This is a genomic window from Neorhizobium sp. P1_A6 (genome assembly GCF_056406795.1).
Genome location: NZ_JBFTZM010000011.1, coordinates 35,402 through 60,906, shown reverse-complemented (window position 1 = coordinate 60,906; position 25,505 = coordinate 35,402). Strand labels below are relative to the sequence as shown.

The window sequence follows — 25,505 nt, the reverse complement described above, 5'->3', positions numbered from 1 at the left end:
ATATTAAATGATCCATAACGCCACTGCCTCACCGGCAAAGTGGCGACTGAAACGGCCGAGCATCATCCCGGGTTTCGGGTTGACGCTCGGCTTTTCGCTCGCCTACCTGTCGCTGATCATTCTCATCCCCGTTGCTGGCCTGCTTTGGCGTACTGCCGGGCTTGGCTGGAGCGGGTTTTTCGCTGTTCTGACCGACCGGCGCACGCTGGACGCACTTTATATATCCTTCGGCACGGCCTTCGTGGCCGCGCTGCTCAACGTCGTTTTCGGCACCGTCGTCGCCTGGGTGCTGACCCGTTACAATTTCCCCGGTCGCCGGCTGATCGATGCGATCGTCGACCTGCCGTTCGCACTGCCGACGGCGGTCGCCGGTATTGCGCTCGCGGCGCTCTATGCACCGAACGGCTGGGTGGGATCGCTGTTCATGCCGTTCCGCATCGCTTTCACGCCGCTCGGCATCATCGTGGCACTGGTTTTCATCGGGCTTCCCTTCGTGGTGCGCACGGTGCAGCCGGTCATGGAAGAGCTGGACCGCGAGGTGGAGGAAGCCGCAGCCACCCTCGGCGCCAATCGCTTCCAGACGATTTCGAAGGTGATCCTGCCGGGGCTGACGCCGGCGATCCTGACCGGTTTTGCGCTCGCCTTCGCCAGAGGCGTCGGCGAATATGGTTCGGTCATCTTCATTGCCGGCAACATCCCTTACGTCTCGGAGATCGCGCCGCTGCTGATCGTCATCAGGCTGGAGGAGTTCAACTATGCGGGTGCGACAGCGATCGCCACCATCATGCTGACCATCTCCTTCGTGATGCTCTTCGTTATCAACCTCATCCAGGCCTGGAACCGCAGGAGATACGGCAATGTCTGAAGTCTCCCGCGCAGTGCTCGGCAACCCGCCGCGATTCCGGAGCCCCGCCGACGAGCGGCCGCTCGCAAAGTTCCTGCTGATCGGGCTGGCGCTGGTTTTCCTCGCCTTCTTCCTGCTCCTGCCGCTGGTATCCGTCTTCGTCGAAGCCTTCCGCAAGGGTTGGTTGGAATATTACGAGGCCCTGATAGAGCCCGATGCCGCCGCGGCGATCCGCCTGACGCTTCTGGTGGCTGTGATTTCCGTTCCGCTCAATCTCGTCTTCGGGCTCTGCGCCGCCTGGGCGATCGCCAAGTTCGAGTTCAAGGGCAAATCCTTCCTGATCACCCTGATCGATCTGCCGTTCTCGATCTCGCCGGTCATCTCCGGCCTGGTCTACGTGCTGCTCTTCGGCTCCAACAGTCTGCTCGGCCCGATCCTCAAGAGCCACGGCATCACCATCCTGTTTGCCGTGCCGGGCATCGTGCTTGCCACCGTCTTCGTCACCTTTCCGTTCGTCGCGCGCGAACTGATCCCGCTGATGGAAGACCAGGGCACCGGCGACGAGGAGGCGGCCCTGTCGCTCGGCGCGTCCGGCTGGCAGACCTTCTGGTACGTGACGCTTCCGAACATCAAGTGGGGCCTGCTTTACGGCGTGCTCCTCTGCAACGCCCGCGCCATGGGTGAGTTCGGCGCCGTCTCGGTGGTTTCGGGCCATATCCGCGGTCTCACTAACACCATGCCGCTGCATGTGGAGATACTCTATAATGAGTATAACTTCGTCGCGGCCTTCGCGGTGGCGTCGCTGCTGGCATTGCTGGCGCTCGTCACCCTTGCATTGAAAACCCTTCTCGAACTTCGGTTCGGTGCCGGCGCTGCCGGCGGCAGGCATTGAAAGGTCTGAGGCTAGATGGAAGTCACCATCAACAATATCCGCAAGGAATTCGAACGTTTCCCGGCGCTGAACGACGTGTCCTTGAAGATCGCCTCCGGCGAGCTGATCGCGCTGCTCGGTCCGTCGGGTTCCGGCAAGACGACGCTGCTGCGGCTGATCGCCGGCCTCGATTTCCCGACATCGGGAAAGATCTTCTTCGGCGATCAGGACGCCTCGCACCATTCGGTGCAGGAGCGCAATGTCGGGTTCGTCTTTCAGCATTATGCGTTGTTCCGGCATATGACGGTCGCCGAGAATATCGGCTTCGGCCTCAAGGTCCGCCCGGCTGCCAGCCGCCCGCCGAAGACGGAAATCCGCCGCCGGGTCTCCGAGCTCCTGGAGATGGTCCAGCTCGGCGGGCTCGAGAAGCGGTATCCGAACCAGCTGTCCGGCGGCCAGCGCCAGCGCGTCGCGCTTGCCCGCGCCATGGCGATCGAGCCGCGCATCCTGCTGCTCGACGAACCGTTTGGCGCACTCGACGCCAAAGTCAGGAAGGAACTCCGCCGCTGGCTGCGGGAATTCCACGACCGCACCGGCCACACCACCGTCTTCGTCACCCATGACCAGGAAGAGGCGCTGGAACTCGCCGACCGCGTCGTGGTCATGAGCCAGGGCAAGATCGAGCAGGTCGGCTCGGCCGACGACGTTTATGACCGGCCCGGCTCGCCCTTCGTCTTCTCCTTCATCGGCGAGTCCTCGCAGCTCCCGGTCGAGGTCAGGGATGGCACCATGCTTTTCCAGGGCCATCCGATCGGCATTGCGGAAACCGGCAGCGGGGCAGGGGAACTGTTCTTCCGGCCGGAGGACGTGACGCTCGTCGACGCGCCGGACGCGCTGTTCGGCAAGGTCACCGCCTGTCGCCGCCTTGCCGGCACCCGCATCGCCGAAATCGACATCGCCAATGACGGCCACGCGCCTTATCACGTCGAGGTCGAAGTGCCGCTGCATGCGCCGATCGAGCTCGGCAGCGAAACGCGTTTTCGCCCGACCCGCTGGAAGGTTTTCCGCAAATAAGGTCTAAGGTCTAGCTTGCCGTGCGCTCCTCCGCGCGTCTCGCGCGGATGCTGGCGGCGATGAAGGCGCGCGACAGGCCGTGATAAAGTGGTTCCGGCGAAAGCATGCGCGAGGTGATGTAGCCGAGCATCGACGCCGCCATGATCGGGATGACGGCCTGATGGTTGCCGGTCATCTCGATGATGATCACGAAGGCCGTCATCGGCGCCTGCACAACGCCGGCGAAGTAACCCGCCATGCCGAGCAGGGCCGAAAGGGCGACACTGGCCCCGAGGAGCGTTCCGAGTGTTGCGCCCAACCCGACTCCGACCGATAACGATGGCGCGAAAATACCGCCCGGAATGCCTGAAATCATCGATAGGAAGGTCGCCGCGAGCTTCTCGATGAAAAACACCGGCGAGATCGTCTGGCCCTCCAGCATCGATTTTGCCTGATCGTAGCCGGTGCCGAAAGTCTGCCCGCCGGAGACGAGACCGATCGCGGCGACGGCCAGCCCGCAGAGGGCGGCGAGGCCGACAAGCCGCTTTAACGGATCGGGGTGCGCCCAGCGGCGGATGCGGCGCGACGCACGGATCGCAGCGGTGCTGAAGCCGGCCCCGAGCGCTCCACCGCAGACGCCGCAGACGATCACCATCGCCCAGTCGAGGCGTGACGCCGCCATGACCGAGGTCTCGCCGAAATAGGTATAACTGCCGACCAGCCCGAGCGCCGCGAGGCCCGATACGATAACCGCGGTCAGGACCAGGCCGTTCGAGCGCGATTCATAGGTGCGGCTCATCTCCTCGATCGCAAAGACGATGCCAGCGAGCGGCGTGTTGAAGGCCGCGGCGATACCGGCGGCCGAACCGGCGAGAATAAGGCCCCGGGCCTGCGCCATTCCGCCGAAACGGGCGGCGGCGAGCATGATCGAGGCACCCACCTGAACCGTCGGCCCTTCGCGCCCTATCGAAGCACCGGACAGCAGCCCAACGACGGTCAGCACGATCTTGCCGACGCCAAGCTTCAGCGATAGCAGTCCGAGCCTGTCCGCATCGTCATGGAGATGCCGCGCGGCGATTGCCTGCGGGATACCGCTTCCCTGAGAGTTCGGAAACACGCGGATCGCCAGCCAGGCGCAGAGGGTAAAGCCGGCGGGTGTCAGAACAATTGGCAGCAGCAAACCGTAGGTCCCGGTTCCGGTCAGGACATCGAAAAGCCGATGGGCTTCGTCCGCGGCCCGGGCGAAGCCGACGCTGACGACACCGATCGCGATCGCGCCGATCCAGAAAACGATCCGGGGCTTCCAGACGCGCCAGGAGCCGCGCATGACGCGGGAGCGGCGGAACATCCTGGACCTTCGATTGGGGGTAGTCATGGAGGGAAGACCTATATTCGCATTCGCTTATTCGCTTTGGCGGCGATAATTTCAAACCCGTTACACCGAATACGATGTAATCTTTCAACTAAACACCGTCCGGATTGCATTTATTGCGTGACGTTTTTACCTTAATCACGAAAAGTTTTTCAAAATTGATATGCGTCAATTTTTGATTTGCAATGAACGGGTATGAACCTCACGGGCGCAGGCCCTGACGAACGCTGGCGTAAAGTTCTTTCTGTGACGGGTAACCTATGGCAGATTTTGCCCAACTCGACGACACCTCCGAGCCGGTTTCCGGTTCGCCGGCAAAGCATTCTGCTCAAACTGCCGTGTCGATGGGAAGGGTACTGATTGACCGCCTTACCCCAGATACCGGCGTTCTCCTGGCATTCGGTCTGGCCCTGCTTGTGGTTTCGCTGGGCGTCAATCTTTTCCTGGAGGAAAGCCTGGCGAGGCTCGGCTGGAGCCTGCTTCTGTCGAACAGCGATATTCATGCGCCGACCGGTCTGGCGCTGACGCTGCTGATCGGCACATTCGCCACCAACCGGCTGCGGCGCCCGCGACGCTGCCGCAAGCCGCCGGCGAACGACGATATGGACCGCGCCATCGAGATCCTCGCCACCCAGCCGAATGCCAGTGCCGGCCTGGTGCGCCTTGGCGACAAGAAGATCCTGTTTTCCGAATGCGGCAAGGCTTTCATCATGTACGCCCAGCAGGGCCGTTCCTGGGTGGCCTTGTTCGACCCTGTCGGCTGTCGCAAGGCCTGGTCCGGCCTGACGCTGAAATTCATGGAACATGCCCGCCAGGCGGGCTGCCGCGCTGTTTTCTACCAGGTCTCCCCGGATTTCCTGCCGGTCACCGTCGAAGCCGGGTTGAAGCCCTACAAACTCGGCGAACAGGCGGTCGTTGATCTGACCAAATTCGATCTCAAGGGCGGCGCCTGGCTGAAGCTGCGCCGGTCCATCAACCGTGCCGAACGCGACGGCCTGCAATTCTCCATGCTGCAGCCGCAGGACGTGCCGGCTGTCCTCGATGAGTTGCTTGCCGTTTCCAGTACCTGGCTCGAGGCCCAGAACGCTGCCGAAAAAGGATTTTCGCTCGGCACGTTCCAGCCGCGATATGTTGCGGCCGGGCCGGTCGCGGTCATCCGCCTCGAAGGCCGCATCGTCGCCTTCGCCAATATCCTTTCGGTCGCGTCCGACGGCGACGCCTTCATCGACCTGATGCGGCATATTCCCGATACCCATCGCGGCATGATGGACCTGCTCTTCGTGCGCATCATGGAGCACATGAAGGCGCAAGGGTTCCGTACGCTCAATCTCGGCATGGCGCCGCTTGCCGGTCTCTCGACCCACAACAAGGCGCCGCTCTGGAACCATGTGGGCGAACGGATATTCAGGAGCGGCGAGCGTTTCTATAATTTTCAGGGCGTGCTGGCATTCAAGGCCAAGTTCGATCCGGAATGGCAGCCGCGGTATCTGGTCGTCTCCGGCCGCGGCATGCCGGTCGTTTCGATGCTCGACATTACCATGTTGATCGGTGGCGGGCTGAAGGGCATCCTTCGCAAATGAGGCTTCTGCCGATTGTTTTTGCCGGTATCACGCTGGCCGCTGCCATCTTCAATATCGTCTCCGAGCCGGCCCTGAAGACCAAGAGCCTTCCGACGGACCGGATCTCCTTCCCCGAAGGCAAGGCGACCGGCGTCGTGGTGCTGCTTTCGGATGGCGAAGGCTGGACGGATCGCGAAGAGCAGGTTTCCGAGGTGCTGACCGCGCATGGTGCGCTGGTGGTCGGCGTGGATATTCGCAGATATTATGCGGCGCTCGAAGAAGAGCGGGACGACTGCCTGTACCTGGTCTCCGATATCGAGACCCTGTCGCATCAGCTGCACCGTTCGGCCGACATTGCCAACTATCACCCGCCGGTCGTGGCGGGGATCGGTGACGGCGCGACGCTGGCGCTCGCGATCGCCGCCCAGACACCGGATTCGACGATCGCCGAGACCCTCGCCATCGATCCCCAGACCACCATCCCGCTATCGACCATTCTCTGCACGCCGGCCCCCAAGACGCCCGTTCCCGGCGGCACGGTCTACGGCCTGACCGAAGGCGACCTCCCCAATCCGATCCGTGTCGTCTTCAGTCCGTCAGCCGACGCGGCAGGTCGCATCCATGCCGAAGAACTAAAGGAGATCCATCCCGCGATCGAGTTCCGCGAAACGGCTGAGGGCGCGGATGTCGCCTTGCTGGAGAACATATCGGCCATCGCCCGGAGGCTCGCCCATTCCGCTTCGCCGCTCAATCTGCCGATCGTGCCGATCCACGCGACGCCGAAGCACAACACGATGGCGATCATCTATTCCGGCGACGGCGGCTGGCGCGATATCGACCAGCAGCTCGGCGCCTATCTGAAGGAAGAGGGCATCCCGGTCGTCGGCGTCGATGCGCTGCGTTATTTCTGGAGCGAGCGGACGCCGGAACAGACCGCCGCCGATCTTTCGCGGATCATGACCTCCTACCGAAAGCGGTGGAATGTCGATAATGTCCTGCTGATCGGATATTCCTTCGGTGCCAATGTCCTGCCGGCCACCTATCGGCTTCTGCCGGAGGCCGACAAGCGGGTGATTACGCTTGTTTCGCTTCTGGCGCTGTCGCATCACGCGGATTTCGAGATCGACGTGGGCGGCTGGCTCGGTATGCGCGGCACCGGCCACGGTGATCCTGTCGACGACCTGCGCAAGGTCGAGCCCTCCAAGATCCAGTGCATCTATGGGCTGAAGGAAAAGGACAGCGGCTGCCCTGCCGTCAGGGAAATCCCAGGCGCCCAGGTTCTCGCCCGCGAAGGAGGCCACCATTTCGACGGCGACTACCGCGCCCTCAACCGCCTGATCGTCGACAGGGCCGTGGCGCTGATGGCCGTCAACTGACGTTCGATCGCGGGGCTGACGTTCAAGAGACGGTGGTAGCTGGCGGCAGGTGGATCCGGTTCTTGTAGGCTGGTTTCGTCGCATCATTTTTAGTATTATCGATCAATCATGGCTGTGGAGGCTGACTTGCAGACCGTTGTTGAGTTGCCAGAAGCTGAAGTCGAGGCACTGGACCGTCTGGCGCAGAAGGAAAACATATCTCGGTCTGTTCTGATCGAGCGTGCTGTGCGGGATTTTCTGCAAAAAAGTGACAAGCAAAAGAGAGCTGAAGCTTTTGGCCTGTGGGGTGATCGCGCCGTGGACGGCTTGGATTTTCAACGAAAAGTTCGCGGTGAATGGTGAGCGATAGCGCCCTTCTCGGTACGAATATTATTGTCGATTATCTGAACTCCGTACCCGAAGGGCGTGAGGAATTTGAACGATACGGAAATCCATGCATCAGCATTGTGACGTGGATGGAGGTGCTCGTCGGCGTGCCCCCACATCTTGCTGCGGCAACACGAGAATTCCTGAATGCTCTGAATATCATCGCGCTCGACGATGCGGTTGCCGAGCGGGCTGAGGCTCTTCGCCAGAGGCATAAGATGAAGCTACCCGATGCGATCATCTGGGCGAGCGCGGATATTCATTCAATGCTGCTCGTCACAAGGAACACGAAGGACTTTCCTGCAAATCTGCCGGGAATTCGCGTACCTTACGTTCTGCGCCACTGATCACCGATCACTCACCATCGCCCTCGGATTGACCCACGGCTCCTGATTGCTGCGGGGCAGGGGCGTCCTGCCGAGGATATGATCGGCCGCCTTTTCGCCCGTCATGATCGAGGGGCCGTTGAGGTTGCCGTAGGTCACATGCGGGAAGATCGACGAGTCCGCGACCCTGAGGCCGTCGATGCCGATCACCCGGCATTCCGGATCGACCACCGCAAGCGGATCGTCGGCGCGTCCCATGCGGCAGGTACCGCAGGGGTGATAGGCGCTTTCCAGGTGCTCGCGCAGGAAGGCGTCGATTTGGCCGTCCGTCTCGACCTGTTCGCCCGGCTGGATTTCCGGCCCGCGATACTGGTCGAATGCCTTCTGCGAAAAGATCTCTCGGGTCAGCCGCACGCAGTAGCGGAACTTCTCCCAGTCTTCCGCATGGCTCATATAGTTGAAGCGGATCACCGGATCGGCCCCCGGATCGGGCGATCGCAACGTCACGCTTCCGCGCGATTTCGACAGATTATAGCCGACATGCACTTGGAATCCGTGGCTTTTCGCCGCCGCGCGGCCGTCATAGGAGATCGCCACCGGCAGGAAGTGATACTGAATATCCGGTTGGCTGAGCCCAGCGGTGGAGCGCAGGAAGGCGCAGGCCTCGAACTGGTTGGATGCACCGAGGCCGCCCTTCGACAGCAGCCATTGTGCGCCGACCACGCCCTGCCAGAACCAGGGCAGCCAGGAATAGAGCGAGACCGGCTTGGTCGAGACCTGCTGGAAATAGAATTCCATATGGTCCTGCAGATTGGCGCCGACACCCGGCCGGTCGGCCGTGACTTCGATGCCCATCTCCTTGAGATGATCCGCCGGTCCGATGCCGGACAGCATCAGCAGTTTCGGCGAGTTGAAGGAGGAGGCCGAGACGATCACCTCGCGGTTGGCGCGGATCACCTCGCTGATCCCGCGGCGAAAAATCTCGACGCCAACGGCCCGGCCGTTCTCGATGACGACCTTCTGCGCCAGCCCAAAGATCAATTGGACATTCTTGCGCTTCAGCGCCGGCCGCAGATAGGCGTTGGCGGCGGACCAGCGCCGGCCGTTATGGATCGTCTGCTCCATCAGCCCGAAACCTTCCTGTTTCGAACCGTTATAGTCTTGTGTCATCTCGAAACCGGCCTGGGAGCCCGCCTGGATGAAGGCATGGAAGAGCGGATTGGTCACCGGCCCGCGCTTCACATGCAGTGGCCCGTCCGTGCCGCGCCAGCCTTCCTCGCCGCCATGGCTATGCTCCATGCGCTTGAAATAGGGCAGCACGTCCGCATAGGCCCAGCCGGTCGCCCCAAGCTCTTCCCAGCGGTTATAGTCTTCGGCGTGCCCCCGGACATAGACAAGCCCGTTGATCGACGACGACCCGCCGATCACTTTCCCGCGCGGGGCGGTGATGCGGCGGTTGTTGAGGTTCGGCTCGGGCTCGGAAAGATAGCCCCAGTTGTAGCGCTTCATGCTCATCGGCCAGGCGAGCGCCCCGGGCATCTGGATGAACGGCCCGAAATCCGTGCCCCCGGCCTCGATGACGATCACCGAGTTTTTGCCGTCCTCCGACAGGCGATAGGCCATGGCGGAGCCTGCGGAACCGGAACCGATGATGACGAAATCTGCCTGAAGCATGTCAGTGTTCTCCAGACATTGTCGTGAGGTCGTGCCGTGCCAGCCCCCCTCTGGCCTGCCGGCCATCTCCCCCACGGGTGGGGAGATTACAACTGGCCCGACCTTCCCGCCAAATTGACCACGGGCCGAGTCGCTGCGCCTGTTGTTTGGGGAAGCCTGCGCCCCCAGCCAATCTCCCCACCTGTGGGGGAGATGGCCGGCAGGCCAGAGGGGGGCGGACTTGCGCGACGACAGCCGTGGTGAACATCAATACGGCGCCTCGACCTTGCCCATGCCCACATAGACCGTCTTTAGCTCGGAATAATGCTCCAGCGCCGCCAGCGAATTTTCGCGTCCGAAGCCGGATTGCTTGGAGCCGCCGAAGGGGATTTCTACCGGGCAGAGATTGTAGATGTTGATCCACAGCATCCCGGCTTCCAACTGATCCGCCACCCTGTGCCCACGCGTCAGATCGCTGGTGAACACGCCGCCCGAAAGGCCGAACTCCGTGCCGTTGGCCCGCGCGATCACCTCCGCCTCGTCGTCGAAATCGAGCACGCACATGACAGGCCCGAAAATCTCCTCACGGGCGATCGTCATCTCGTCGGTCACGTCGGCGAAAACGGTCGGCTGCACGTAATAACCCTCGCCGGTGACGTGATTGGGAATGCCGCCGCCGGTGACGAGCGTGGCACCCTCGGCCTTGCCCTTTTCGATATAGCTCATCACCTTCTGGCGCTGGTCGAAGGAGACCATCGGCCCGATCTGGGTCGTCTCGTCCATCGGATCGCCGATCACCATGTTTTCGGTGCGTGCCTTGAGCCGCGACAGGAATGTCTCCTTGATGCTCCGCTGCACGAAGACGCGGGTGCCGTTGGAGCAGACCTGGCCGGTCGAATAGAAATTGCCGAGCATCGCCCCGCCGATCGCACTGTCGATATCGGCGTCGTCGAAGACGATCAGCGGCGACTTGCCGCCGAGCTCCATCGTCACATGCTTGAGGCTTGCGGCAGCGGCGGCGGCCACCTTGCGGCCGGTCGGCACCGAGCCGGTCAGCGACACCTTGGCGACATCCGGATGGTTGACCAGCAGCGGCCCGGTCGTCCGATCGCCCTGGATGACGTTGTAGAGCCCCTTCGGCAACCCGGCTTCAATGAGAATTTCCGCGATCTTCAGCGCCCCGAGCGGCGTGTTTTCCGAAGGCTTGAACACCATGGCATTGCCGCAGATCAGCGCCGGGGCGCCTTTCCAGCAGGCGATCTGCTGCGGATAGTTCCAGGCGCCGATGCCGACGCAGACGCCGAGCGGCACCCGTTTCGTATAGGCAAAGTCCTGCCCCAGCGGGATATAACTGCCGTTGAGTCCTGCCGCTGCGATACCCCCGAAGAATTCGAAGCTGTCGGCGCCCGAGGTCGGGTCGGCGACGATGGTTTCCTGGATCGGCTTGCCCGTATCGAGCGTCTCCAGTTCGGAAAGCTCACGGTTGCGCTCCCGCATGATATCGGCGGCGCGTTTGAGGATGCGGCCGCGGGCGGTCGGGCTCATGGCCGCCCATTCCGGCTGGGCGCGCTTGGCAGCTGCAATTGCCTTCTCGACGACCGCGGGCGTTGCCGCATGCAGCCGCGCGATCACCTCTCCGGTCGCCGGATAGAGGCTTTCGATGACGGTGCCGTCGGTATCCTCGACATATTCGCCATCGATGAAATGGCTGGCGATCGGTTGGGCTTTCATCTCATTCTCCGCGCGGGTAGCGTTTGGACTCTTCGAGATTGTCGAGGTTCATGTGGTTGCGCATGTAGCGCTCCGATGCTTTCTGCAAGGGCTGGTGGTCCCAGGGATAATAGGCGCCGTTGCGCAGCGCCTCGTAGACCACCCAGCGCCGCGCCTGGCTTTCCCGCACCGCCGCGTCGAAGGCACCCATGTCCCACCGCTCCTCGCGCTGGCGCCGGAACAGAGCGACGACCTCGGCAAAGTCCGGATCGTCGGCGAGGTTGTTGAGCTCCCGGGGATCGCTTTCCAGGTCAAACAGCTGGTCCGGATCGAGCAGGCAATGGACATATTTCCATTTGCCCTCGCGGATGGCTACGAGCGGCGCATAGGAACCTTCGGCGGCATATTCCATCAGCACCGGGCTCGTGCGCGGAACACCCTCCATCATCGGCTTCAGGCTCTCGCCATCCGTCCAGGGCTTGATCTCGTCCATCGAAATGCCGGCGAGGTCGCAGAGCGTCGGCGTCACGTCGAGATTGGAAACCGGCGCCAGATGCAGGGCAGCGGGCACGCCCGGACCGGCGATCATCAGCGGCACGCGGGCCGAGCCCTCGAAGAAGTTCATCTTGAACCACAGCCCGCGCTCGCCCAGCATGTCGCCATGGTCGGAGCAGAACAGGATCAGCGTGTCATCCAGCATCCGCGTCCGCGTCAGCGTGTCAACCAGCTCGCCGACCYTCTCGTCGATATAGGAGATGTTGGCGAAATAGGCTCTTCGCGAGCGGCGGACATTCTCCTCCGTCACGTCGAAATTCTTGTAGTCGCAGGAAAAGATGATCCGCTTCGAATGCGGGTCCTGGTCTTCGAGCGGGATCGGCCCGACGTCCGGCAGTAGGTGCTCGCAATCCTCGTAGAGATCCCAGAACTTCTTCCGCGCCACATAGGGGTCGTGCGGATGGGTGAAGGAGACGGTCAGTGCCCAGGGGCGCCGCTTCGCATCGTCCCGCTCGCGGGCGAGGTGATAGAGCTTCTGGTTGGCGAGAAAGGCGACTTCGTCGTCATATTCCATCTGGTTGGTGATTTCGGCGACGCCCGCGCCGGTCACCGAACCGAGATTATGATACCACCAGTCGATCCGCTCACCCGGCTTGCGATAATCCGGCGTCCAGCCGAAATCGGCCGGATAGATATCGGTCGTCAGGCGATCCTCGAACCCGTGCAGCTGGTCCGGCCCGACGAAATGCATCTTTCCCGAAAGTGCCGTGTAATAACCGGCGCGGCGCAGGTGATGCGCGAAGGTCGGGATCGACGAGACATATTCGGCGGCATTGTCATAGACCCGCGTCCGGCTCGGCAGCTGTCCTGCCATGAACGAGGCACGCGCCGGCGCACAGAGCGGCGAGGACGTGTAATTGTTGACAAACCGGGCGCCGCGCGCGGCAAGCGCCTTGAGGTTCGGCGCATGCAGGAACGAAGCCGGCCCATCGGGAAACAGCGTCCCGTTCAGCTGGTCGACCATGACGATGAGGATATTGGGTTTGGTCATGCTGTCCTCAAAAGTCGACGTGGGCGCCCAAGGCGCGGATTGTCACGCATAGCATGCCGCTTGGTGGGGCGTGGATTCTCGGGTCAAGCCCGAGGATGACGGAGCGTATGGGATCGATCGGCGAAATAGGAAACGTTGCAATTCGCTCAGAGGTCTCTTTGGGCATCTGTCGCACTTCCCTCTCCGTAGTCATCCCGGGGCCTCTCCGTCGTCATCTTGGGCCTCTCTGTCGTCATCCTCGGGCTTGACCCGAGGATCCAGCCGCGCGCTCTGCTGCGGATGGGCCGCGATACGTCATCACCTGCAATGCCGCCTTCGGGGAGGGTGCTCGTTACGCTTCGTCTCTTGGCGGTCACCATTTCGATCGTGCCTTAGATTCCCTCAGTGAAATGAGTTATTTTTGATCCTCGCGCCAATCAAGAAGCGATTGCGAACCTTCCTGTCGCAAAAGCGCGCCGTTGACCCGGATCAAGCCTACTCCACATCTTATCCCTTAATGTTCGGGTGAGGTTCTTGCAAAAGGGGGTTGGCCATGACGTTTGGTCTGGATACGCCGTCGGTCGCGACGGTCCGTGATAAGTGGGGCTGGTTTCTGGCCCTCGGCATTCTGTTGCTGATCCTCGGTTTTCTCGCCCTCGCCAATCTCTTGGTGGCGACCGTCGCGTCGGTCTTTTACATTGGCATGATGATGCTGACGGGTGGCATCGCCTATCTCGTCCATGCTTTCCAGGTGAAAGGCTGGGATCATATCCTGTTCTGGGCGGCAAGCGGCATCCTCTATACCATTGCCGGTCTGCTCGCCTTCTGGAATCCGGCGCTGACCGCCGCCATCGTTACCTTCTTCATAGCGATGGCGCTGATCGTCGCGGGCATTTTTCGCCTCTGGATCGGGCTCAAGATGCGGCCGATGCGAGGTTCCGGATGGTTCATTTTCGGCGGCGTCATAACAGGGCTTGCGGGTCTCGTCATCGCCTTCGGCTGGCCGGTCAACAGCCTCTGGATCCTCGGCCTGTTCCTGGCGATCGATCTCACGATACAGGGCTGGGCACTGATTGCGCTGGCGCTTGCGGCCAAGGCCTGAAGCACGTGAGGTTGCGGTTAAGCCTTTCAAATATTGCATAAAAATGCCTTTTATCGTCACAAAACTTTCATCCAAGCTTCATGTTCGGGAAAGGTATTTTTGACCAATTTCCGGGAACCTGACATTCGTGTTTTAGGCATGTTTTAGGCCATTGCGCAGTGGAGTAATGAGTAATGTCGTCTGCGGCCATCTTGGAACCGGGCGTTTTCCGCCGGTATGCGAGCGATCAGCTTGTCACCCTGGCAAAACTGGTTCTGGAAAATGCCTTCCAGCCGATCGTCGAAGTCGGCACCGGTTCCGTCTTTGGTTATGAATCGCTGCTGCGCGGCCAGGAACGGATCGGTTTCTCCTCGCCGCTCGAACTGCTCGATGAGGCCCAGGAGACCAGCCAGCTTCTGGCACTCGAACAGATGATGGCAACCCGGGCGCTGGCGAAATTCGCCAGCCTGCCGGATTTCTCGTCCCAGACGCTGTTCCTCAATCTCGACGTCCGGCTGATCCGCCACGGCAAACATTTCCTTGAAAAGGTCGTGCAGCACCTGCGCAAGGCGAATATCGCCCCGTCCTCCGTCTGCTTCGAGTTCTCCGAGCGTTTCGACAATACCAGCGTGCCGGAATTCGCCGATCTGGTCACCCAGATGCGGAAGGAAGGCTTCAAGCTGGCGATCGACGACTTCGGCGTCGGCCATGGCGAAATGAAACTGCTGTGCGACTATCCGGTCGATTATCTGAAGATCGACCGCCATTTCGTCGCCGGCATCGACAAGAACCCGCGCAAGCGCCACCTCGTCAAGAACATCGTCAGCATCGCCCACGTGCTCGGCATCCGCGTCATTGCCGAGGGCATCGAGACGGAAGCGGAATTCCTCGTTTGCCGCGAATACGGCGTCGATCTCGTCCAGGGCTGGTTCATTGCCCGGCCGACGACATTCGTGTCCGAACTGCAGCCGTCCTTCCCCTATCTCGCCGATATCGGCCGTACCCGTCGCTCCAGCCAGTCGCTCGACGAAATCCTCATCCGCAAGCAGATCGAACACCTGCCGACCGTCTATGAGAACCAGAGCATCGACAGCGTCTTCGACCTGTTCCGCCGCAATCCGCGCCAGGCGTTCTTCCCGGTGCTGAATGCAAACGGCGAGCCGCGCGGCGTCATCAACGAATATCACCTCAAGGAATATATCTATCAGCCCTTCGGCCGCGATCTCCTGAAGAACAAGGTCTACGAACGCTCGATCTCGCATTTCGTCGACCGCGCCCCGATCGTCGGGCTCGATGCGGAAGCCGAAGAACTGATGAGCCTGTTCGCCAACATGGAAAACAGCGCCTGCGTCATTCTCACCGAAAACATGCGCTACGCGGGGGTCGTCTCGGCCGCCTCGCTGATCAAGGTCATCAACGAAAAGCAGCTGAAGATCGCCCAGGACCAGAACCCGCTGACCGGCCTGCCGGGCAACCGCGCCATCCGCGATTTCATGCAGGAAACCGGCCGCGACGACGACGAGACCCGCTTCTTCTGTTATTGCGACTTCGACAACTTCAAGCCGTTCAACGATCATTACGGCTTCCAGATGGGCGACCATGCGATCTCGCTGTTTGCCGCCCTGGTGAAGCGTTATTTCTTCTCCGACGGCGATTTCCTCGGCCATGTCGGCGGCGACGACTTCTTCATCGGTGTTTGCGACTGGACCCGCGACGAACTCAATGAAATCCTCGGCCGCCTGCTCTCCGATTTCCACGACGACGTCGTCCAGCTCTATTCCCCGGAAGAGCGTGCTGCCGGCAAGATCCGCGGCCACGACCGCTCCGGCGCCGAGCGGGATTTTCCGTTGCTGCGCTGCTCGATCGGCGTGCTTGAACTGCCCCAGGGCCTGTTGCTCGACGATGTCGGCCGCATCGGCGCGGAAATCGCCACCGTCAAGGCGCAGGCCAAGGAAAACGAAGCCGGTCTGTTTTTCGCGAGTTTCGGCGAGACAAAATGACCTAGGCGGCGGAACGCCGCCTTCCTATCAGCCGGGGACTGTCCTAAGTCAGTGCCCGACGCCGGCCGTAAGTCGATGGCTGGTTCTGAGAGGAGTCCTTCCATGCCGCTTCCCACCGAAATGCGTTTCGTCGATCTGCCGTCCTTCGGAGAGCCGGAGGTGATGACCATCGCGAACGGTCCGCTGCCGGCGGTGCGGCCGGGCGAAATCCTGGTCAGGGTCGAGGCGGCGGGCATCAACCGTCCCGATGTGCAGCAGCGCAAGGGCGCCTATCCGCCGCCGAAGGATGCAAGCCCGATCCTCGGCCTGGAAATATCCGGCGAAGTGGTAGCGCTTGGCGAGGGCGTTAGCGAATTCAAGCTCGGCGACAAGGTCTGCGGGCTCGCAAACGGTGGCGGTTATGCGGAATATTGCGTCGTGCCGGCGGGGCAGGCTCTGCCCTGGCCGAAGGGTTTTGACGCAGTCAAGGCCGCGGCGCTGCCGGAAACCTTCTTCACCGTCTGGGCCAATCTATTCCAGATGGCGGGCCTGACCGAAGGCGAGAGCGTGCTGATCCACGGCGGCACCAGCGGCATCGGCACGACGGCCATCCAGCTCGCCAAAGCGTTCGGCGCGACGGTCTACGCGACGGCCGGCTCCACGGAAAAATGCGAGGCCTGCGAAAAGCTCGGCGCCGTGAAAGGCATCGACTACAGGACCGAGAATTTCGCCGAGGTCATCAAGGCGGAAACCGGCGGCCGGGGAGTGGATGTCGTGCTCGACATGATCGGCGCGGCCTATCTCGAAAAGAACCTCTCGGTTCTCGCCAAGGACGGCTGCCTCTCGATCATCGCTTTCCTCGGCGGCAACGTCGCTGAAAAGGTCAACCTGTCGCCGATCATGGTCAAGCGCCTGACGGTCACCGGCTCGACCATGCGCCCGCGCACCGCGGACGAAAAACGCGCTATCCGCGACGATCTCCTGGCTGAGGTCTGGCCGCTCCTGGAAGACGGAACGGTCGCGCCGGTCATCCACTCCGTCTTGCCGTTCGCAGAGGTCGTTGAGGCCCACAAACTGATGGAAACCAGCAGCCATATCGGCAAGATCGTGGTGACGCTTTGACAAATTTGTCAAATTATATCAGTTTTGGTATAAATGATGAAGTCGGTCGTTTTTCTCGGTGATGCCCTGGAGCAGTTGCGGGACTTTCCGGAGGTCGCCCGTAAGGAGGCGGGCGTCCAGTTGCATAAAATTCAACTCGGCCTTGAGCCGAGCGACTGGAAGCCCATGACGACGATCGGAGCGGGTGTGCGGGAAATCCGCATTCGAGACGAAGCGGGCGCTTTTCGCGTCATCTACGTGACTAGGATAGAGGACGCCGTCTACGTGCTGCATGCATTTCAGAAGAAGACACAGCAGACGGCAAAGCGGGATCTGGATATCGCCACCGCGCGTCTGCGGCAGATCTGATTGGATTGGACCTATGGAACGTCAGAGCTTTTCAAATGTCTGGGACGCGCTGGAAGACACCCCGGCGGAAGCGGCCAATATGTCCATGCGTTCGGCCCTGCTGATTGCGATCGAGCAGAAGGTCCGGAACTGGAATGTGACCCAGAAGGATGCCGCGGCTCGCCTCGGCATCACTCAGCCGCGCCTGAACGACTTGCTGCGGGGCAGGATTGCAAATTTCAGCCTGGACGCACTCGTTGAATTGGCTGGGAAAGTTGGGCTTTCCGTCCGGCTGGATATCGCGGACGCAGCCTGATTTCCGATCCCACAAGCTGATGGAAATCGGCAAGATCGTTGTGACGTTGAGCTGAAGGGGAGAATCTGCCTCGATCAAAGCTGGCGAATTCTAGGGGCGGATGGTCGCTTCCGCAACTCAATTAAATTCGCGATCGTTTATATAACGTGGCTTGCAGAAGAAGGCTTTGGCCCCTACCTTTTAATCATCGTCAACGTAGTGAAAGGAAGGTGATCCAATGTCTAGTGAGATTTCGGTCTGTGCAACGGGCAATGGAAAGGTGGCGGTCTTGACGGGGCAACCCTCGGCCTGAACCTCATCTTCCTTCGGGGAGCTCACGAAGCGCCCCGGGTTCGTTCAACCGGACCAAACTCATGGAAGGGTCGCCTCGAGCGGCCCTTTTCCATTTATGGCCCTTCATTCAAAGCCGCTTTACTGGCTGGCGGCTCTTCATTTTTCATTATTTCTAATATGAGAATACCCATGCGCCCCTCGCATAGGTGGCCTGCTAAGTGGGCGCTTTCAGTGCACGTTTGATGAGCTTATATAAGCGTCATCGAAGCAAACGAGAGCGCCAAGGACTGGCGCTCAAGCTTCGAAAATCCCAGGAAAGGGGAACCATCATGAACGTCGCACGCACTCTCAACAATTGGCGCAAGTATCGTCAGACGGTTGCCGAACTGGGCCGTATGACACCGCGCGAACTCAACGATCTCGGCATCGCCCAGGGCGATATCCGCCGGGTTGCGCGTCAGGCCGTCGGCTTCTGATCGCCATCTGACATCTATTTATGTCGAACGCCCGCATCCGCGGGCGTTTTGCATTTCATGCATAGCTGCCATCTTAAATCCCGATCCGCCCGAGTGCCGGCACCTTGATGCCGGGATTGGCGAAATCGAGGCCTGCGACCAGGCCGAGGAAGTGCACCTCGAAACCGCTGCGCAGGCCGGCCGATAGGCCGATGAGGCCGCGCACGGTCACATGCACGTCGCGCCAGTCGTCGTCCACATGAATGAATTCGCCGTCCGGCAGATAGTCGCGCCCGACTGCATGCGGCGGCAGCACGGCGTCGAGCTCCGGCACGGTCCGCAGCACATGGGCGACGAACGTGTTGGAGTTCGGTCCCGACCAGATCGTGTAGCCGCCCGGTTCCGCATAGGGGTAGGCGGCGATCGCGCCCTCGATCTTGGGGATCAGCAGTTCCGCCTTCGAGCCGGTCACCGAGGTGACGAACTGCGGCGTGTTGGAATACCAGTAGGCGTCAGGCGAATAGCCGTTGCGGCGGATCGGACTGCCCCAGCCCACCTTGTCGAAGCGCGTATAGGTTTTCGCGCCTTTTTCCTTGAAGGCGATCCAGGCATGGCTTGCGACCGCGCCCTTCATGCCTCCCGTCATCGCCGAGAAGACGTAGATCGCCGCTTCGTTGCTCGTCTCGGGCTTCGGCAATATACCGGCCGAGGACCATCGCGCATCGCGCCAGCGCGACGGCCGGTCCTTGATCGCCCATAACCCAGCCGACGCGAAGGTCGGAACCAGATAGACGATGAAGATGACCAGAAATAACCGCTTAACCGATTTCATACGGTCCCCCATGAAAATCCCGCCGGACTCGTTTAAGAGCCTGTGATATCGCCAGACGATAGGCACATTGAAACCGGCAATTTCAGGACAGACCATGCAAAACCCCGTTACCGTCGAAGTCACTAGAGGCAACCTGGTCGAAAGCCGCCATCGCGGGCTCGGCGCGGTCGTCGATGGTGACGGCAAGGTGCTGTTCTCGTTCGGCGAGGCGGACGCGCATGTTTTCCCCCGTTCCGCCAGCAAGGCCATGCAGGCGCTGCCGCTCATCGAAAGCGGTGCGGCGGACGCCTATGGCTTCGGCAACAAGGAACTCGCCTTTGCCTGCGCCTCCCACTCCGGCGAGGACGCGCATGTGGCGATGGCCGCCTCGATGCTGAGCAAGGCCGGCCGCGACGACAGCGTGCTCGAATGCGGCGCCCATTGGTCCTCGGAACAGGCGGTGCTGATCCATCAGGCCCGCACCATCGAGGCCCCGACGGCACTTCACAACAACTGCTCCGGCAAACATTCCGGCTTCGTCTGCACCTGCGTCCACACGGGAATGGATCTGAAAGGCTACGTCGACTACGACCATCCGCTGCAGGCCGAAATCCGCGGCACGATGGAAACCCTGACCGGCGCCATCATCGGCCACCAGAACTGCGGCACCGACGGCTGCTCGATCCCCACCTATGCGGTGCCGCTGAAGGGCCTTGCCCACGGTTTTGCAAAAATGGCGACTGGCAACACCCTGTCGGCCGAACGTGCCAAGGCCTCGCGCCGGCTGATGGAAGCCTGCATGGCCGAGCCCTTTTATGTCGCCGGCACCAACCGCGCCTGCACCAGGCTGATGGAAGTCGCGCCGGGTAAGATCTTTGCCAAGACCGGCGCCGAAGGCGTCTTCGTCGCCGCGCTTCCGGATCAGGGCATCGCCATGGCGGTGAAATGCGAGGACGGCACCACCCGCGCCGCCGAAGCGATGATCTTCGCTCTGATCGCCCGTTATTTCGAAAAGGGCAGCGAGGTGCACGCCAATCTGATGGCGATGGCCAACAAGCCGATGAAGAACTGGAACGGCATCCATGTGGGTGATGTCAGGGTGACCGACGCGCTGTTTGCGTGAGGTCGACGCCGGCAGGGTGGGCGTGGCAGCGCCCTCCCTCATCAAGCGGAGGGACGGTTCTTCTCGCCACCTTTTAGATATTCTCGCTTGCACATAATCTGCTCACGTTTATAAATTCAGAGCATGAATCTTCAAGATATCGAGGCCTTCGTGGCAGTGGCGGAAACGGGCTCCGTGAGCCGCGCGGCAGCACGCCTCAATCTTACCCAGCCCGCTATGACGCGGCGCATCCAAAGCTTCGAAATCGCTGTGGGAGAAGGCCTCCTCTTCAATCGCACGGTGAAGCCTGCCATACTGACGGCGCTTGGCAGCCATGTTCTCGAACATTGCCGGCGCGTGCTTGCTGCCGTGACAGAGTTGGAAGCCTGTACGACGAGCGCCGCCGATCCGGCCGGCGAACTGAAGATCGGGGTGGCCCACGGCCTGGGAGAGATAGTTCTCAGCACGCCGCTGGAAACGCTTCGGCAGGATTTGCCGCGCCTGCGACTCCAGATCAGTTCGAATTGGAGCGTCGGCCTGATCGAAGAAGTGCGGAGTGGCGCCATCGATTGCGCCGTTGGATTGTTGACCGACGACCACACGGTCCCAGCCGGGCTGCAGCGTATCGCGCTCGGCGCGGAACAGGTCGTCGTGGTTTCTGCGTCGCGCCTCCCCACAAAACGGGACGGCAGTCCGTGGCGCCTGAGGGATCTGGCGGAGGAAGATTGGTTTCTCAACCCGCCGGGATGTGGATGTCGTGCAGCGTTGGTGCGGTCTTTCGATCGCCAGCAGCTTCCCATGCGAATCGCCGCCGAGATTTTCGGGGAAGATCTTCAGCTGTCGCTTCTGTCTAAGGTGGGAGGTCTCGCGCTCGTCCCGCGCCGTTTGTTCGAGCACAGCCCGCATCGCGAAGGCCGGCAGATCCTGTCGGTGATGGATTTCGTCATCCCCGCAACCGTCACCCTGGTCCGCAGCGCTATGCCGAGACGCTTCGACCCGGCGGTCGATCGACTGGCGAACGCCTTGACGAAGAGGCTCGAGAGCTCCTCGTGCGAGGTATAATCATTATAGAAACAATGCATTTGATTTATAGTTGAGCGGCGCTCATCCTCTTCTGGAACGGACCGGATCGCCCACGACGCGGCCCCGCGTGTCGTTTCCCGGTGTTTAGAGGAGCCCGCCCCATGATCGTCACTGTCTTCCGCCCGCGATTGTTCTCCGGCGCCAAAGACGTCGTTCATGGCCGCGTCCGGCAAAGGAAGGCGGAAGCAAAATGATATACGCACGCCTGTTGCCGAAGCGGCAGGAAGTTCGCCCGCCTATCGTTACTTCGAGCGTGATAAGGCATCACGGACGACTGGCCGGCCAATTGCGGAACGCCGCAATCCGCCGTGTCTTTGTCGAATGTTTTCGCATGGCCTGTCGCCCACTGGTGAGAAAGCCGCTTGGGCCGGCTCTCGACGGCGGGCCTCAGGTTTCCAGCAAGGCGATACCCAAAGTCCTGTAAGGCGCCAGCCGCTCCTCGTCGATGCCCTCCTGCACGATCATGCCCGACAATGCCGAAACCGGCATGATCACATGCGGCGAGACCGCATCCAGCTTCTCCTCCGTGACGAGCGTGATGGTCTCTGTGGAGCAGGCGGCAATATGGCGCTTGATCGCCGCCTCCTCGAAATCGCCGGTCGAAAGCCCGCGGGCGGGATGTACCGCAGTGATGCCGAGGAAGAATATGTCCGGCCGCATCAGCGCGATCTGCGCCATTGCCGCCGCACCTGTCGCGACCATCGAATGTTTGTAAAGCCGCCCGCCGATCAGGATCACCTCTGCCGTCGGATGGTGTTCGAGTTCTGCGGCGATCGTCGGACTATGGGTGACCACGGTGAAGGCAAGGTCGCGGGGCAGGGAGCGGGCGATTTCCGCGGTCGACGTTCCGCCGTCGAGAAAGATTGTCTGCCCCTCGCGCACCATCCCGGCCGCCTTTGCGCCGAGCCGCTGCTTTACATCCGATGACACCGCCCGCCGGGCCGAAAAATCCGGCAGGTCGGGCGCGATCGGCATCGCTCCGCCGTGCACCCGCCGCAGCAGCCCTTCCGCCGCCATTTCCCGAAGGTCCCGCCGGATCGTGTCCTCGGAAAGCGAAAATTCTTCCGCCGCCCGTTTGGCGACGACCTGCCCCTCCCGGCGCAGCATGTCGAGGATGAGGCTCTTGCGTTGGCTTGTCAGCATGGCTCTTGACTCTGCACGAAATTGCATGAATAAGAACGAATGTGCCTGAAAATGCGAACGATGTAAAGCATTTCCGGCATGTTCGTGCGATTCCGCGATGATTGCGGACAAGTTTGGAGAAACGAAGATGTTGATTTTGATCGCTGGTCCCTACCGCTCCGGCACCGGAGACGACCCTCAGAAGATGGCCGAGAACCTGAAGCGGCTCGAAGCGCCGTCGCATGCGTTGTTCAAGGCCGGCCATGTGCCGATGATCGGCGAATGGGTGGCGCTGCCGATCTGGCATGCGGCCGGCGGAAAACATGTGGGCGACGACCTTTACGAGGAGATATTTCACCCGGTCGCCGGTCGTCTGCTGCAACTCTGCGAGGGCGTCCTGCGTCTGCCGGGTGCCTCCAAGGGCGCCGACAACGACGTACGGATCGCCAACGAGCGGGGGATTCCGGTTTGGCATCGGCTGGAGGATGTGCCGGGCGTCAGTTGATCGCTGGTTTGAGACTTCTAACCTGAAAAAACCGTGCTAGAACGGCGCGGTCCAAAGGAGGATTTTCATGTATACGCTGTTCTTTTCGCCCAATGCCTGTTCACTGGCCAGCCACATCGCGCTCGCCGAATCCGGTCTTCCCTACGAGATCAAATGGGTGAAATTCGCCGACAAGGAACAGCAGTCGGAAGCCTACCTGAAGATCAATTCCAAGGGCCGCGTTCCGGCACTCGCAACCGACGGAGGCGTTATCACCGAGTCCGTCGCGATCCTCGCCTTCATCGCCCAGGCCGCACCCGAGGCGAAGCTGGCACCACTCGACGACCCGTTCCTGTTCGGCAAGATGCAGGCGTTCAACGCCTATATCGCCTCGACGGTGCATGTCGCCTATGCCCATTGGCGCCGCGGTTATCGCTGGGCGGACAACCAGTCCTCCTTCGACGACATGGCCGCCAAGGCACCAAAGGTCTTCCACGATTGTTTTCAGGTGATCGAGGACTCGTTGCTCGAAGGTCCCTATGTGCTCGGCGAAACCTATTCGGTCGCCGACGCCTATCTCTACCTGATGACCGACTGGCTCGCCAACATGAAGCTCGACCGTGCGGATTTTCCGAAGGTCAATGCGCACTACGAGCGGATGAAACAGCGTCCCGCCGTTCAGCGCGCCCTGGCCGAACAGGCTGCGGCGACCGCGGTCTAACGCCGGAAGACGGCGGCTTAAATACGGGTTCACGTCAGCCACATGATCCGCCCCTCGGGGTCGTGGATCATGTGAGCATCAGGCGCATTTCGCGAGAGGCGCGTTGTTGCGATTCGTGTCAGCGTGAAGCGGGCGCGGGAAGGGCAGGTCGGCGAGTTGCCGCAGGTCCATCGCGCGGATGTCGGGATGACGGAACGGGTCGTTCGACTGCAGGTCCGTCAATGTTTCGGGCGTTTCCAACCAGGTTTTCAGGTTCAAGAAAATCTTCAGCGGTACCATGACCGTTACCTCGCAAATTGTTACCATTTGCAACGGTAATATCGGCTCTGTTGCTCGCATTTTCAATTGAGTTCTTGAGAAGAAGACTATAGAAAATCTATATGAACAATCTCAACCTCGTGCATCTCAACGGCTTGCGGGCGCTGGAGGCGGTCGGGCGCCTGGGCTCGCTGCAGGCGGCTGCCGACGAACTCGGCGTGTCGGTCGGTGCCGTCAGCCAACAGGTCATCAAGGCCGAGGCCCAACTCGGCCAGCCGGTCTTTCAACGCCTGCCGAAGGGCATGATGCCGGTCGATGCGGCCCGCCCCATGCTGGCGCGATTGAGCGAAGGTTTCCATGCGCTTTCCGAAGCGGTGGCGATCGGCAAGCGCCAGGACGATGCGCTGCTGACCATTTCTGTCGCACCTGTGTTTGCAGCGCGGTTCCTCGTCCACCGGCTCGATCGGTTCTCGAGCCTGCACCCGGAAATCCGCCTGCGCATGGACGCCACGACCAGGCTCGCGGACCTTGGCGTCGACGATATCGATCTCGGCATCCGCGTCGGGCCGGGGACCTGGCCGGGCGTCGATGCCGAACTGCTGATCGAGCAGACGGTGTTTCCGGTCTGCTCCCCGGCACTCGCTGAAAAGCTCAAGGAGCCGAAGGATATCCTGAAACTGCCGGCGATCATCGACGGCCCCTCGATGTTTTCCTGGGAGATATGGCTGAACGAGGCGGGATTGTCCGGTGCCGGCATGGCGACGCGCCATGTCTTCAACGACGCCTCGCTCTGCCTCGATGCGACGATTGCGGGGCAGGGCGTGATGCTCGCCTGGCATACGCTCGCCACCTACGCGCTGGAACAGGGGCGGCTGGTCGAGCCGTTTTCGATACGGGCACATACCGGCATGGGGCATTATCTCGTCACCCGCGCCGGCGCTAGGATGCCGGCGAAGGTGAGGGCTTTCCGGGAGTGGCTGAAGACGGAGCTGCCGCCGCTCACGAAAAGCCGGGATTAAAGCGTTACGCCGGTTCGGCGGTGCGCTTGTCCCACATTGCCTTGAAACCGGAGCGAGCCTGGGCAGCCTCGATCCACGCCTTCAACGCCGGGCGGCTGTCGAACAGCGGCGCATATCCTTGTGCATAACGCACGACTTCTCCGACATTGATGTCCGCCACGGTAAAGCGGCCGCCGACCATGTGGCCGTTCTTGGACAGGTGCTTTTCGAGCACGTCGAACGGCCGCTTCAGGGTGCGGGCCGCCACTTCGATATCCGCCTTGCCTTCCTCGGTCTCGGCGCGGCCACCGGCGATCGTGGCGGAGATCTTCAGCGCCGGGGTCTCGATGCTGGTCGCACCGAACAGCGACCACTGCACCATCTGGCCTTCCTCGGCGATATCCTTCGGGCCGAGCTCGCCGCCGTATTTGCGGGCGAGGTAAAGCGTGATGGCGAGCGATTCGTGCAGCACGAAACCGTCGTCGTCCATCGACGGGATCGAGCCCATCGGGTTGACGCTCAGGAATTCCGGCGACAGCGTGTTGACCGGTGCGCCCGGTGCCATCGGCTCGGGCAGGCGATAACCCTGGATGATCGGAATATGTTCGAAAGGAATACCCAGCTCTTCGATAAGCCAGAGCGGCCGCGTGGCGCGCGAGCGGTAAACACCATAGATTTTCAGCATTCAATGTCCCTCCTGAAATGCAGGCCGCAAGCT

26 protein-coding genes are annotated in these 25,505 nt (G+C 61.4%); 18 read left to right on the top strand and 8 right to left on the bottom strand.

Features of this window, described 5'->3' with window-relative positions; all coding sequences use genetic code 11:
• Nucleotides 1-7: 7 nt before the first annotated feature.
• From cysT to AC1D3C_RS21275, 3 genes are read left to right on the top strand one after another with little or no spacing between them, the layout of a single operon-like run.
• Nucleotides 8-865, top strand: coding sequence for a sulfate ABC transporter permease subunit CysT (gene cysT / locus AC1D3C_RS21285; RefSeq protein ID WP_038540790.1), 858 nt, complete (start codon nt 8-10; stop codon nt 863-865).
• Nucleotides 858-1,736 carry a sulfate ABC transporter permease subunit CysW gene (cysW, locus tag AC1D3C_RS21280; protein WP_477484236.1) on the top strand — a complete coding sequence of 293 codons (879 nt, stop codon included), beginning with the start codon at nt 858-860 and terminating at the stop codon, nt 1,734-1,736. Before cysT ends, cysW begins: the two co-directional genes overlap by 8 nt.
• A gap of 15 nt (nt 1,737-1,751) precedes the next feature.
• Entirely contained in the window at nt 1,752-2,789 is a 1,038-nt protein-coding gene (locus AC1D3C_RS21275) for a sulfate/molybdate ABC transporter ATP-binding protein (protein ID WP_477484235.1), read from the top strand.
• A gap of 10 nt (nt 2,790-2,799) precedes the next feature.
• Here the strand turns inward: AC1D3C_RS21275 and AC1D3C_RS21270 are convergent, their stop codons facing one another.
• A complete protein-coding gene (locus AC1D3C_RS21270; protein ID WP_477484234.1) occupies nt 2,800-4,143 on the bottom strand; it encodes a chloride channel protein in 1,344 nt (447 codons plus the stop codon).
• A 257-nt stretch (nt 4,144-4,400) separates the two neighbouring features.
• Here AC1D3C_RS21270 and AC1D3C_RS21265 point away from each other — a divergent pair, with 257 nt between their 5' ends.
• The 4 genes from AC1D3C_RS21265 (at nt 4,401) to AC1D3C_RS21250 (ending at nt 7,788) form a co-directional block, all read left to right on the top strand.
• The gene (locus AC1D3C_RS21265) at nt 4,401-5,720 is read left to right on the top strand and encodes a phosphatidylglycerol lysyltransferase domain-containing protein (RefSeq protein WP_247137340.1); all 1,320 of its coding nucleotides are present in this window, start codon (nt 4,401-4,403) and stop codon (nt 5,718-5,720) included.
• Complete coding sequence (locus tag AC1D3C_RS21260; RefSeq protein ID WP_477484233.1) at nt 5,717-7,075, top strand: virulence factor family protein; 1,359 nt, start codon at nt 5,717-5,719, stop codon at nt 7,073-7,075. Before AC1D3C_RS21265 ends, AC1D3C_RS21260 begins: the two co-directional genes overlap by 4 nt.
• A gap of 126 nt (nt 7,076-7,201) precedes the next feature.
• The gene (locus AC1D3C_RS21255; protein WP_080719124.1) at nt 7,202-7,417 is read left to right on the top strand and encodes a ribbon-helix-helix protein, CopG family; all 216 of its coding nucleotides are present in this window, start codon (nt 7,202-7,204) and stop codon (nt 7,415-7,417) included.
• Nucleotides 7,411-7,788: a PIN domain-containing protein gene (locus tag AC1D3C_RS21250; RefSeq protein WP_477484232.1), complete on the top strand. Its 378-nt coding sequence runs from the start codon at nt 7,411-7,413 to the stop codon at nt 7,786-7,788. The genes AC1D3C_RS21255 and AC1D3C_RS21250 overlap by 7 nt, the downstream gene beginning before the upstream one ends.
• Here AC1D3C_RS21250 and betA read toward each other — a convergent pair whose 3' ends face one another.
• The 3 genes from betA to betC all read right to left on the bottom strand — a co-directional run bounded on the left by betA (nt 7,789) and on the right by betC (nt 12,676).
• Nucleotides 7,789-9,441 carry a choline dehydrogenase gene (gene betA, locus AC1D3C_RS21245; protein WP_477484231.1) on the bottom strand — a complete coding sequence of 551 codons (1,653 nt, stop codon included), beginning with the start codon at nt 9,439-9,441 and terminating at the stop codon, nt 7,789-7,791.
• A 246-nt stretch (nt 9,442-9,687) separates the two neighbouring features.
• Nucleotides 9,688-11,151: a betaine-aldehyde dehydrogenase gene (gene betB / locus AC1D3C_RS21240; protein WP_477484230.1), complete on the bottom strand. Its 1,464-nt coding sequence runs from the start codon at nt 11,149-11,151 to the stop codon at nt 9,688-9,690.
• Nucleotide 11,152: 1 nt separating this feature from the next.
• The gene (betC, locus tag AC1D3C_RS21235; protein WP_477484229.1) at nt 11,153-12,676 is read right to left on the bottom strand and encodes a choline-sulfatase; all 1,524 of its coding nucleotides are present in this window, start codon (nt 12,674-12,676) and stop codon (nt 11,153-11,155) included.
• Between the two features lie 532 nt (nt 12,677-13,208).
• Between betC and AC1D3C_RS21230 the strand changes: the two genes are divergently transcribed.
• The 6 genes from AC1D3C_RS21230 to AC1D3C_RS21205 all read left to right on the top strand — a co-directional run bounded on the left by AC1D3C_RS21230 (nt 13,209) and on the right by AC1D3C_RS21205 (nt 18,229).
• Nucleotides 13,209-13,757, top strand: a complete 549-nt coding sequence (locus tag AC1D3C_RS21230; RefSeq protein WP_247034219.1) for an HdeD family acid-resistance protein — start codon at nt 13,209-13,211, stop codon at nt 13,755-13,757.
• 173 nt (nt 13,758-13,930) lie between these two features.
• The gene (locus AC1D3C_RS21225; protein WP_477484228.1) at nt 13,931-15,736 is read left to right on the top strand and encodes a bifunctional diguanylate cyclase/phosphodiesterase; all 1,806 of its coding nucleotides are present in this window, start codon (nt 13,931-13,933) and stop codon (nt 15,734-15,736) included.
• A 102-nt stretch (nt 15,737-15,838) separates the two neighbouring features.
• On the top strand, nt 15,839-16,837 hold the full coding sequence (locus tag AC1D3C_RS21220; RefSeq protein ID WP_477484227.1) for an NAD(P)H-quinone oxidoreductase: 999 nt from the start codon (nt 15,839-15,841) through the stop codon (nt 16,835-16,837).
• A gap of 36 nt (nt 16,838-16,873) precedes the next feature.
• A complete protein-coding gene (locus AC1D3C_RS21215) occupies nt 16,874-17,185 on the top strand; it encodes a type II toxin-antitoxin system RelE/ParE family toxin (RefSeq protein ID WP_477484340.1) in 312 nt (103 codons plus the stop codon).
• Nucleotides 17,186-17,198: 13 nt separating this feature from the next.
• A complete protein-coding gene (locus AC1D3C_RS21210) occupies nt 17,199-17,480 on the top strand; it encodes a helix-turn-helix domain-containing protein (protein ID WP_038540835.1) in 282 nt (93 codons plus the stop codon).
• Nucleotides 17,481-18,082: 602 nt separating this feature from the next.
• Complete coding sequence (locus tag AC1D3C_RS21205) at nt 18,083-18,229, top strand: DUF1127 domain-containing protein (RefSeq protein ID WP_007751079.1); 147 nt, start codon at nt 18,083-18,085, stop codon at nt 18,227-18,229.
• Between the two features lie 73 nt (nt 18,230-18,302).
• Here AC1D3C_RS21205 and AC1D3C_RS21200 read toward each other — a convergent pair whose 3' ends face one another.
• Nucleotides 18,303-19,040 carry a DUF3750 domain-containing protein gene (locus AC1D3C_RS21200; protein WP_477484226.1) on the bottom strand — a complete coding sequence of 246 codons (738 nt, stop codon included), beginning with the start codon at nt 19,038-19,040 and terminating at the stop codon, nt 18,303-18,305.
• 94 nt (nt 19,041-19,134) lie between these two features.
• On the opposite strand from AC1D3C_RS21200, the gene AC1D3C_RS21195 reads away from it, so the two are divergent.
• Nucleotides 19,135-20,142, top strand: coding sequence for an asparaginase (locus tag AC1D3C_RS21195; protein WP_477484225.1), 1,008 nt, complete (start codon nt 19,135-19,137; stop codon nt 20,140-20,142).
• Nucleotides 20,143-20,265: 123 nt separating this feature from the next.
• Complete coding sequence (locus tag AC1D3C_RS21190; protein WP_477484224.1) at nt 20,266-21,183, top strand: LysR family transcriptional regulator; 918 nt, start codon at nt 20,266-20,268, stop codon at nt 21,181-21,183.
• Nucleotides 21,184-21,591: 408 nt separating this feature from the next.
• Here the strand turns inward: AC1D3C_RS21190 and AC1D3C_RS21185 are convergent, their stop codons facing one another.
• Complete coding sequence (locus AC1D3C_RS21185; protein WP_477484223.1) at nt 21,592-22,347, bottom strand: DeoR/GlpR family DNA-binding transcription regulator; 756 nt, start codon at nt 22,345-22,347, stop codon at nt 21,592-21,594.
• A 127-nt stretch (nt 22,348-22,474) separates the two neighbouring features.
• Here AC1D3C_RS21185 and AC1D3C_RS21180 point away from each other — a divergent pair, with 127 nt between their 5' ends.
• Nucleotides 22,475-22,831 (top strand): DUF4406 domain-containing protein, encoded by a 357-nt coding sequence (locus AC1D3C_RS21180; protein ID WP_477484222.1) that lies wholly within the window; start codon nt 22,475-22,477, stop codon nt 22,829-22,831.
• Nucleotides 22,832-22,898: 67 nt separating this feature from the next.
• The gene (locus AC1D3C_RS21175) at nt 22,899-23,531 is read left to right on the top strand and encodes a glutathione S-transferase family protein (protein ID WP_477484221.1); all 633 of its coding nucleotides are present in this window, start codon (nt 22,899-22,901) and stop codon (nt 23,529-23,531) included.
• Between the two features lie 78 nt (nt 23,532-23,609).
• Here the strand turns inward: AC1D3C_RS21175 and AC1D3C_RS21170 are convergent, their stop codons facing one another.
• Complete coding sequence (locus tag AC1D3C_RS21170; RefSeq protein ID WP_477484220.1) at nt 23,610-23,810, bottom strand: hypothetical protein; 201 nt, start codon at nt 23,808-23,810, stop codon at nt 23,610-23,612.
• A 101-nt stretch (nt 23,811-23,911) separates the two neighbouring features.
• On the opposite strand from AC1D3C_RS21170, the gene AC1D3C_RS21165 reads away from it, so the two are divergent.
• On the top strand, nt 23,912-24,808 hold the full coding sequence (locus tag AC1D3C_RS21165; RefSeq protein WP_477484219.1) for a LysR substrate-binding domain-containing protein: 897 nt from the start codon (nt 23,912-23,914) through the stop codon (nt 24,806-24,808).
• A 4-nt stretch (nt 24,809-24,812) separates the two neighbouring features.
• Here the strand turns inward: AC1D3C_RS21165 and AC1D3C_RS21160 are convergent, their stop codons facing one another.
• Nucleotides 24,813-25,472, bottom strand: a complete 660-nt coding sequence (locus AC1D3C_RS21160) for a glutathione S-transferase family protein (RefSeq protein WP_038540860.1) — start codon at nt 25,470-25,472, stop codon at nt 24,813-24,815.
• Nucleotides 25,473-25,505 lie beyond the last annotated feature (33 nt).

Bases quoted from the DNA above. Each gene is read 5' to 3' on its own strand.
- cysT (WP_038540790.1), top strand. From the start codon at position 8: ATGATCCATAACGCCACTGCCTCACCGGCAAAGTGGCGACTGAAACGG.
- cysW (WP_477484236.1), top strand. From the start codon at position 858: ATGTCTGAAGTCTCCCGCGCAGTGCTCGGCAACCCGCCGCGATTCCGG.
- AC1D3C_RS21275 (WP_477484235.1), top strand. From the start codon at position 1,752: ATGGAAGTCACCATCAACAATATCCGCAAGGAATTCGAACGTTTCCCG.
- AC1D3C_RS21270 (WP_477484234.1), bottom strand. From the start codon at position 4,143: ATGACTACCCCCAATCGAAGGTCCAGGATGTTCCGCCGCTCCCGCGTC.
- AC1D3C_RS21265 (WP_247137340.1), top strand. From the start codon at position 4,401: ATGGCAGATTTTGCCCAACTCGACGACACCTCCGAGCCGGTTTCCGGT.
- AC1D3C_RS21260 (WP_477484233.1), top strand. From the start codon at position 5,717: ATGAGGCTTCTGCCGATTGTTTTTGCCGGTATCACGCTGGCCGCTGCC.
- AC1D3C_RS21250 (WP_477484232.1), top strand. From the start codon at position 7,411: ATGGTGAGCGATAGCGCCCTTCTCGGTACGAATATTATTGTCGATTAT.
- betA (WP_477484231.1), bottom strand. From the start codon at position 9,441: ATGCTTCAGGCAGATTTCGTCATCATCGGTTCCGGTTCCGCAGGCTCC.
- betB (WP_477484230.1), bottom strand. From the start codon at position 11,151: ATGAAAGCCCAACCGATCGCCAGCCATTTCATCGATGGCGAATATGTC.
- AC1D3C_RS21230 (WP_247034219.1), top strand. From the start codon at position 13,209: ATGACGTTTGGTCTGGATACGCCGTCGGTCGCGACGGTCCGTGATAAG.
- AC1D3C_RS21225 (WP_477484228.1), top strand. From the start codon at position 13,931: ATGTCGTCTGCGGCCATCTTGGAACCGGGCGTTTTCCGCCGGTATGCG.
- AC1D3C_RS21220 (WP_477484227.1), top strand. From the start codon at position 15,839: ATGCCGCTTCCCACCGAAATGCGTTTCGTCGATCTGCCGTCCTTCGGA.
- AC1D3C_RS21215 (WP_477484340.1), top strand. From the start codon at position 16,874: ATGAAGTCGGTCGTTTTTCTCGGTGATGCCCTGGAGCAGTTGCGGGAC.
- AC1D3C_RS21210 (WP_038540835.1), top strand. From the start codon at position 17,199: ATGGAACGTCAGAGCTTTTCAAATGTCTGGGACGCGCTGGAAGACACC.
- AC1D3C_RS21205 (WP_007751079.1), top strand. From the start codon at position 18,083: ATGAACGTCGCACGCACTCTCAACAATTGGCGCAAGTATCGTCAGACG.
- AC1D3C_RS21200 (WP_477484226.1), bottom strand. From the start codon at position 19,040: ATGAAATCGGTTAAGCGGTTATTTCTGGTCATCTTCATCGTCTATCTG.
- AC1D3C_RS21195 (WP_477484225.1), top strand. From the start codon at position 19,135: ATGCAAAACCCCGTTACCGTCGAAGTCACTAGAGGCAACCTGGTCGAA.
- AC1D3C_RS21190 (WP_477484224.1), top strand. From the start codon at position 20,266: ATGAATCTTCAAGATATCGAGGCCTTCGTGGCAGTGGCGGAAACGGGC.
- AC1D3C_RS21185 (WP_477484223.1), bottom strand. From the start codon at position 22,347: ATGCTGACAAGCCAACGCAAGAGCCTCATCCTCGACATGCTGCGCCGG.
- AC1D3C_RS21180 (WP_477484222.1), top strand. From the start codon at position 22,475: ATGTTGATTTTGATCGCTGGTCCCTACCGCTCCGGCACCGGAGACGAC.
- AC1D3C_RS21175 (WP_477484221.1), top strand. From the start codon at position 22,899: ATGTATACGCTGTTCTTTTCGCCCAATGCCTGTTCACTGGCCAGCCAC.
- AC1D3C_RS21170 (WP_477484220.1), bottom strand. From the start codon at position 23,810: ATGGTACCGCTGAAGATTTTCTTGAACCTGAAAACCTGGTTGGAAACG.
- AC1D3C_RS21165 (WP_477484219.1), top strand. From the start codon at position 23,912: ATGAACAATCTCAACCTCGTGCATCTCAACGGCTTGCGGGCGCTGGAG.
- AC1D3C_RS21160 (WP_038540860.1), bottom strand. From the start codon at position 25,472: ATGCTGAAAATCTATGGTGTTTACCGCTCGCGCGCCACGCGGCCGCTC.